Raw genomic sequence first — 7329 nt, 5'->3', positions numbered from 1 at the left:
GCAACAGAACCTTGCTAAGTATTTAGCTGCGCTTAGAAATACAGAAATGCAAATAAAGCAACTTGGAAATCTAAAGTTGAAAATTACAACATTAAATGGGAGTTTTGAGTTGAAAATTACTCCTATTAAATAGAGTTTGTATATGCAATCATGCATATTTTCGTGTGTCTGTTTTCGATTGTGTTAGAATAATAAATGTTCCTTTCTAGCACACTTGCAATTTTTCATGATGATATTTGTTTACACAAAAACCCCCTATTCTTTATAAAAACAAGAATAGGGGGTTTTTGAATTAAATAAGCAAGTACAAATACAGCAAGCTATTACCCACAAGATTAATATAACATAAAAAATTAATACAGAATACAATTAGCAAATATTATTTTCCATTAATTAACAATAAATGTTTTTATCATTCATGATTTCATACCCTTTACATATACACCTTACATGTAAGGTGTATATGTAAAATATAAGGTTTTTTTGTATCTTATATTAACCTTGTATTGAAAAATAAGATTGTTCATTACACACCTTATATATAAGGTGTACATGTGATTTATTAGATTATTTTAGAAAAACACAATTAATTGAAATAGGTAATAGCTTATCTAATTTAATGTAAAAAATTCACAACAGAACCATAGCAAGGATAAAAAACACTAAATTTTATGATGATTTAGTATTTTTCGTCCAAAGAGTCTCTTTGTTGTGGACTTTTTGTGCATGGTCCCCCTAGTCAGGTTTTGTGATACATTAATTATTGCTACGTAGCCATGAAACATAAAAATATAATTGTAATATCCGTTTATGTATAATCATTGTTTTTAAAATGTTATTTTATGTCGATTTTTTAGGATGATTAAAAAATTTAGAAAGGGCTGGAAGAATGAATACTACTATTTCACAAAAAACAATTGGTATTGGAGCATACTTATATCTTCTTCTAATAAAATTCATCGGTAATACCGTTTCTCTATATCAACAGAAACTAACATCAATGCAGGAAGATAGGTTACAAAAAAATGCATTTAATGTTATAACTTGGATTTTTATTTTGTTAACAATTCTTGTTGCAGGTGTTACTTTCATTGCAATGCAATGGGCATGCAGTAAATTTGCAAATGGAAGAGCTTTTTCCGGAGATTACAACATTTTAGGTGCGCATATAAAAATAGGTTGTATTTAAAATTAAAAAAATCTTTAGAATGCAAGGGAGAAAATTTTCTTGCATTCTAAAAATATGTTTATTTGAGAGGGTTTAAAATGCTTAATCTTTATATAGAACATAAAAAACATGGTGAATCCTTCGAGTTATCTCAAGTGCCTATTGAAATTAAACGAGGTGAAATTAATTTATTACTCGGCCATAATGGCGCGGGCAAAACAACAATTATTAAATCTTTGTTTGGTTTAATGAAATTTCAAGGTACGCTAAAAATAAGTAATAAATTAATATCTTTTGATAAATCCTCAGACGTTGATTATTTTAAAAGACATGTATCTTATATTTCAGATGACATAGATATTTTAGATTATTTATCACCAATTGAATACTTTTCACTCATGAAAACTACATATCAGAATAGTTATAATGATAATTTATTAGAGCATTTAATAAAAGTCTTTGAGCTAGAGCAATATTTAGACCATCCAATTGCTAATTTATCGCATGGGAATAAGAAAAAAACGCAGATTGTATCACAACTTTTCAAAAAAAGTGATTATATTATTTTTGACGAACCTACTAACGGTTTAGATCCTGACATGATAATAATATTAAAAGATGTATTGAAAATTTTAAAATTTCATGGGGTTGGATTATTAATTTCAACTCATAATTTAAGTTTCGGTCAAGATTTATTTGATAATTTAATTATATTAAGAGATGGGCATATAAAATTAAATAGTAATAAAAAAGAAATCAAGAAACACTTCAGTAATAATAATTTAGAGTATATCTATAAAGAAGTAAATCAAGATTATTACAAAAATATTGAGGGATTGCTAAATGAAATTAACAATTCAAGTGGTAAAAAAGGTAGAAACTCCAAGATTATTGGCTAAGTCCAAAAATATCTTAATTAAATATCCATCTCATGTATTGGCTATTATCATGGTGTTGATTCTTTTATACACTTTTTATTCTATTTTTACAGTTAAATTTTTCACTGGGTTTCCGATTGACTTGAAGGATATATATGTACATATTTTAGATGTAAGTTGTGTAATGGCTATATCGTTTATAATTATTTCAAGAAGTAAATTAAAGAATAATAATTTTATGTCCTTATTTTTAAATTCTCATATTAAAGCACATCAATTGCTTATCGGAAGTTATATTTACTTATATGCTTTTTATTTATTGTGTATAGGTATGATTTTTTTCCCTATGTTAATTGTTTTTAAATTAAAGGGAATTGAAGTATCATTACTGTATTTACTGTTATTGTTTCTTTCGATAACATTTATTTTTTACTTGTCATTTTCCATGTGGATTGTATCAAATGTGATAACAAAACAAGTATTAAAAACAAATGGTGAAAATTTTATGCTTAATACTTTAAATTTAATCATTTTCGTAGGTGCAATAGTATATTTAGCACAAAAGTATTTAGCCAAATTATTTGAAGAGTCACCGCTACTATTTTTAGTTACACTTATCATTGGGGCTTCAGTAATAGTTGTTTCTCTATATAAACTGGCGACTGTATTTTTAATGGGAATTTTTAAAGAAAGTAATTACCAAACATCTATGCACAAAATAAAAGCAGTTAAATTCCTAGAAAACAGCTTTTTAAATAATTTTCAATTAGAAGGTTTGAATTTTTATAGAAATCAAATTTTTAAAGAACAGGTTTTATTTTTAATGATAATCGTCGTATTTACCATAGTGATGTACTATTCTGTAGACAAACTAGCATTTGTACAAATGTATTCTTATTTAGCTAATTTTGGAATGAAAGAAATTTTCGTTATGATTCCTTTATTGACTGGTAACTATTTTAAAAGGTTTAAAAATTCAATATATATATTAAATTTAGGGAAATATAATTATTTTCTTCCAAGAGTTCTGTTTATTTCTTTAATCACTTTTAGTGCGCATGCATTATTCATTTTACTTACAATAATACCTTCCGGTCAGAATATTGTTGCTATTTTTAATTTGGAAAGTCTAAGTTCTCTAGCTCTAGTTATTATGGTCGCGATGTTTTTAGGATTTGCATTGCATATAGATGACTCTAATAGAGCGGTAGTATTAGCTTCTATTATGTTGTTTACGGTTGTATTAGATTTTGTGATAAGACAGTATATACATACTTCTTATATTATTAATCTTGTAAACGTTTCTATTGCTATTTTCTTCTTTCTCTTAATTGAAGTTTTATTTTTAAGGAAGCCTATTTTCAAATGATTTATTGTATATTAGCTTCCATATTAGTAGTAGTTATTCATGAATTAGGGCATATTCTAGGTATAATGATATTTAATTTATCCGAACATAGAAAGTTTAACGAATATACAATAGAGATAAGTTCAAAATATTTTTATGTAGTTCATAAAGAGTTTAATCAACCGTATAAAAATTTTCTTGTTGCCATTGCCGGCTCACTATTACCTATAATAGTGGCATCAACATTAACTATATTTTTTAATACTCAATTTGTAAGCATATTTTTTCTCTTCTCGCTTTTAAATATCATATTTCTACATCCTAAACTTCCTGATGGACAAAATGTAATAAAATTGTTGAAAGAAATGAGGAATCCTCTATAATGATTAGATTTTTTAAAGCGCTTTTTGGTGGAATTAGTGTATCCCTAGCATATATTATAGTTACAATGTGTTCACCTCTCATTTTAATGTTAATGGGGTATACAAATATTAATTCCAGTCCAAAATTATTTGGTACCCCTTTGTATACAATTAGAACATCTCCAGAAACCTTTTTTTCTGAAGGTACACCGTTAGGATTAATATTATCTTTAATTATAGGGATACTATTGTATTATTTAGTTACTAAATTAGCAAAATTAGCTCGAAAATCTCCACCTTCAATGAGTAAAAAGTAGGCTCCTTAAACGTCGCCTAATGGCTATTGCCATTTCTTTATTCTCATTGTTCTTGCAAAACTTTTTTCGGCTCATGTGCTTTTCTCGCCAAGCCGACAGACAAAAAGCAAAATAACCTATCTTTTTGTTTTGCGTAAAAATTACTGTGGCATATTATTAGAAATCTTAATCATCTGAACAGTTAAAATATTTTGTTCAATAAACCAAAAGATAGTGTATACTAGGATTTATAAGTTTAATAACCCCTCTTTCAGTAACTAACAAATATCATGAAAAAGTCTCAGGTTAATCCCTAAATTTGTGACTCATATTCGCCTGTAATCGGGGCTGTCTGACACCCTATAAGATATAAGATGCTAAATAATAAATAACTTCCTTACGGGTGCTTCGCACTAATACTATAACTGTTAACTCATTATTCTATTCTCTATGATAGTGATAGTATTTATAGTTATTGTTTCAGTATATGTTGTCGAGTTTACGAGACAAGCGTAAGCAATGCCACCTTAAATAGTGATTTTGATAATAAACATAAATATCGATACTTTCCCCTACTGATCTTAATTGATTGGTAGGGGAATTTCTTGTTTACGCAAAGAACTTACTATACCCATGTTCATGCACCCAATGTTTAAAATTATCTTTCCAAATTAACTTAGCACAATCCTCCGAACAACCTCTATCAAAACTATTACCTTTAAAATTACGGTCATACGCTGAATAGTAACCTTCATTAGTCTTACTAGATACTTTCTCACCGCACCAATCACACTTAAAAGACCAATTTCGTTTATCACTATTAAACTTCTTATATATATACCTAGCCTTAGGAATCAAATATTTACCCATTTCATCTTCTTCTAACGAAATAGATACACACCTCATATAATCTAATAACTTCTTATCCTTATTGTAGTCATCTATATTAGGCATATCTTCACGCATATAAAACTGTTTGACTTCCTCAAACAGTGCTTTTACATCTTCCTTTGAATAGACAGTGCCTCTTTCATCAGCTAAACAAGAATATTCTCTAGACTCTCCATTATCTTCTTCTACTTCTACTTGAATAACACGATAAAACTTAGGAAATCCCCTTCTTATATCAATAGACACTTATTTCATCCCCCTTAGATTTAAAAAGTTTCTTTCATAAGTTTACTGACTGTATACCGTTTAGTGGGTTTGCCATCACGTTTAAAATTTATGCCAACGCTTCCCTTCTGATTAGCTGACAGACTAAGTAAATTACCTTCAAGAATAGAATTACCTATGTCAACGAATGCTGGACGGTAGACACGACCCCATGATGATATTTCCAAAGGTAAAGTTGGATGTTTACGCCAATGTTCTTCCTCTTGAGTGACTACCATAAATTGCTTTTGTTTTTCATCAAGTTCACGTTCCTCAGCTGGAATATTAAGAAGATCAACCAACTCATTGATGGCTTTATAAACTTCAATTTTTGTACGTTTCTTCATATTGTTTCCTCCCTCTAGTGATAACGTTACTTCTTAACTTTTAACCCCTTTGCTTCTCGTAAATCTTATTATATAAATCTTATTCTATCAATTCTTCTACTTTTCTATATCATTTCTCTTTATGATCTTACTCTATGTATCGCATAAATTCCCTTATCCTCTATCTTAGATAGTGGTAGTTATTTAGATATTCCACTTTCGCAGCCAGTGGAGGTTAAAATCTTTTAAATCTCTTGACCTTAAGGTCTTACGGTTTTTATCATGCTGAAGCGATGTTAGGAAAACGGCTGGAAGACAGATTTATCCCCTGTGCTGAGAGACTACAAAAAATAATAGTCAATCAGAACAGAAGGATAAGTGTCTATGTCTATGTTTTTGCCATGCCTTGCTTAGTCAGTGTTCCGTATGTATAGACCCCATTCACCCAACAGTTTTCACCGTACACGTCCTTTACCTAAGGTTTGTCCTACACAAAGCCACCCCTGTGCGACAAGCTGAACGTGTTCCCTAGCACCGTAATGCTAATGGCTACCACCCGAACCTTTAAAGGTAGTTCTCACCTATCCTCGTTGAACGAATGGGAATCCAACGAGGGACAGTGAACTCTTGAAGCCTACTAAGGGCATTCCGCACGACCTTCACCAAGTCAAGACACTATACAAGTGGGGATCAGTTTTTAAAGTGGTTTACAGGCAATTCCACTTTGAACGGAACAACAAAAAGGGCGTAATTTCAAAACTAGTAATCCTGTACATTTACAAGACTTCTAATCATGAGATTACGCCCTTCATATCCGTTCAGTTATGTATCTATCAATCCTAGCATTTGCTAGTTGAAATCTACAATAAACAAAGGTACAATAGGTGTATCTAATAAGCCCTGTTGTCGAATAACAAGGCAAATATGACTTATTTGAGGTTGGTAGCCTCTCATAAGTAGAAGTCTCATGTTACAGCATGAGATTAAAGAAGTCCTGTATTGAGAGTACAGGTCAAGTCATTCCGTTAGTGCCTGAGAAACACTGACATATGGAATGGCTTTTTTCAGTTTCCGTTCGTATTAAATTACTTTAATCTTACCGCCATACTTCTATCAAAGCAATCAAAAAATGACTTCATTCGCTATAATTTTTAATCCTTACGATATATAGTAATAGTATAAGAGAATGAGTTACAGTAAATCATTTAAGGTAAGATCAGTGGGTTGAATCTTGTAAAAAGGTTTAGCAGCAGTACATAGACTTTCAATTTTAGAGGTGAACGATATGAAAATTAAAGAGATATTAGAATTAACTAAGACTAAGCGATTGTCAGAGATAGCGAAAGAAAGTCTTGAGATTGGCGAGAAGAAAGCGGTTGAAGGTTTAAAGAAAGCTGATTGCTATAATATCAGTGGGAAACGTGGTTGGCAATTTGATGGTGATGAAAGCGTACTGGAACAATCTATTTATGACTTTGTACCACGAACTAAAGGAAAAGCCAAAGCGAACGTTTCAACTAAAGAACCAACGTTACAACCTTCAAACACTGTAAAAGCTATTGAGGAAATTAAGAAAGGTAAGGATGAAGTAGCACCAACCAAAGAAGAAACGAACGTAAGAACTTTAGAACGAAAGAGTGTAATTAGAAAACGTTCCTCCTTTGATATAGATGTTGAACTCATGAAAGAACTAAAGATACAAGCTGTTATACATGATAAGAATATTTATGAAATAGTGGAAACCGCTATTCGAAAAGAGTTAGCTGAGTTGAAAAAGAAATAAACGGTTCTGTTGC

7 protein-coding genes are annotated in these 7329 nt (G+C 30.3%); 5 read left to right on the top strand and 2 right to left on the bottom strand.

The genetic code is table 11. The annotated features are described in order from the left end of the window. Positions 1–889: 889 nt before the first annotated feature. The 4 genes from CDB3_RS29240 (at position 890) to CDB3_RS29225 (ending at position 4073) form a co-directional block, all read left to right on the top strand. Positions 890–1189 (top strand): hypothetical protein, encoded by a 300-nt coding sequence (locus CDB3_RS29240; protein ID WP_128856891.1) that lies wholly within the window; start codon positions 890–892, stop codon positions 1187–1189. Between the two features lie 77 nt (positions 1190–1266). Further along, the gene (locus CDB3_RS29235) at positions 1267–2067 is read left to right on the top strand and encodes an ATP-binding cassette domain-containing protein (protein WP_128856890.1); all 801 of its coding nucleotides are present in this window, start codon (positions 1267–1269) and stop codon (positions 2065–2067) included. Continuing rightward, complete coding sequence (locus CDB3_RS29230) at positions 2012–3415, top strand: hypothetical protein (RefSeq protein ID WP_128856889.1); 1404 nt, start codon at positions 2012–2014, stop codon at positions 3413–3415. Before CDB3_RS29235 ends, CDB3_RS29230 begins: the two co-directional genes overlap by 56 nt. 361 nt (positions 3416–3776) lie before the next feature. Beyond that, positions 3777–4073 carry a hypothetical protein gene (locus CDB3_RS29225; RefSeq protein WP_128856888.1) on the top strand — a complete coding sequence of 99 codons (297 nt, stop codon included), beginning with the start codon at positions 3777–3779 and terminating at the stop codon, positions 4071–4073. 588 nt (positions 4074–4661) lie between these two features. On the opposite strand, the gene CDB3_RS29220 is transcribed toward CDB3_RS29225, so the two are convergent. Further along, positions 4662–5189, bottom strand: coding sequence for a hypothetical protein (locus tag CDB3_RS29220; protein ID WP_128856887.1), 528 nt, complete (start codon positions 5187–5189; stop codon positions 4662–4664). A 20-nt stretch (positions 5190–5209) separates the two neighbouring features. Continuing rightward, on the bottom strand, positions 5210–5554 hold the full coding sequence (locus CDB3_RS29215) for a hypothetical protein (protein WP_128856886.1): 345 nt from the start codon (positions 5552–5554) through the stop codon (positions 5210–5212). A 1264-nt stretch (positions 5555–6818) separates the two neighbouring features. Between CDB3_RS29215 and CDB3_RS29210 the strand changes: the two genes are divergently transcribed. Beyond that, a complete protein-coding gene (locus tag CDB3_RS29210; protein WP_128856885.1) occupies positions 6819–7316 on the top strand; it encodes a hypothetical protein in 498 nt (165 codons plus the stop codon). Positions 7317–7329: the final 13 nt, after the last annotated feature.

Source organism: Bacillus sp. CDB3, from assembly GCF_002081505.1.
Taxonomy (GTDB): Bacteria; Bacillota; Bacilli; order Bacillales; family Bacillaceae_G; genus Bacillus_A; species Bacillus_A cereus_AT.
Note: the sequence above shows the minus strand (reverse complement) of the source record. Positions and strands in the feature narration are given on the sequence as shown.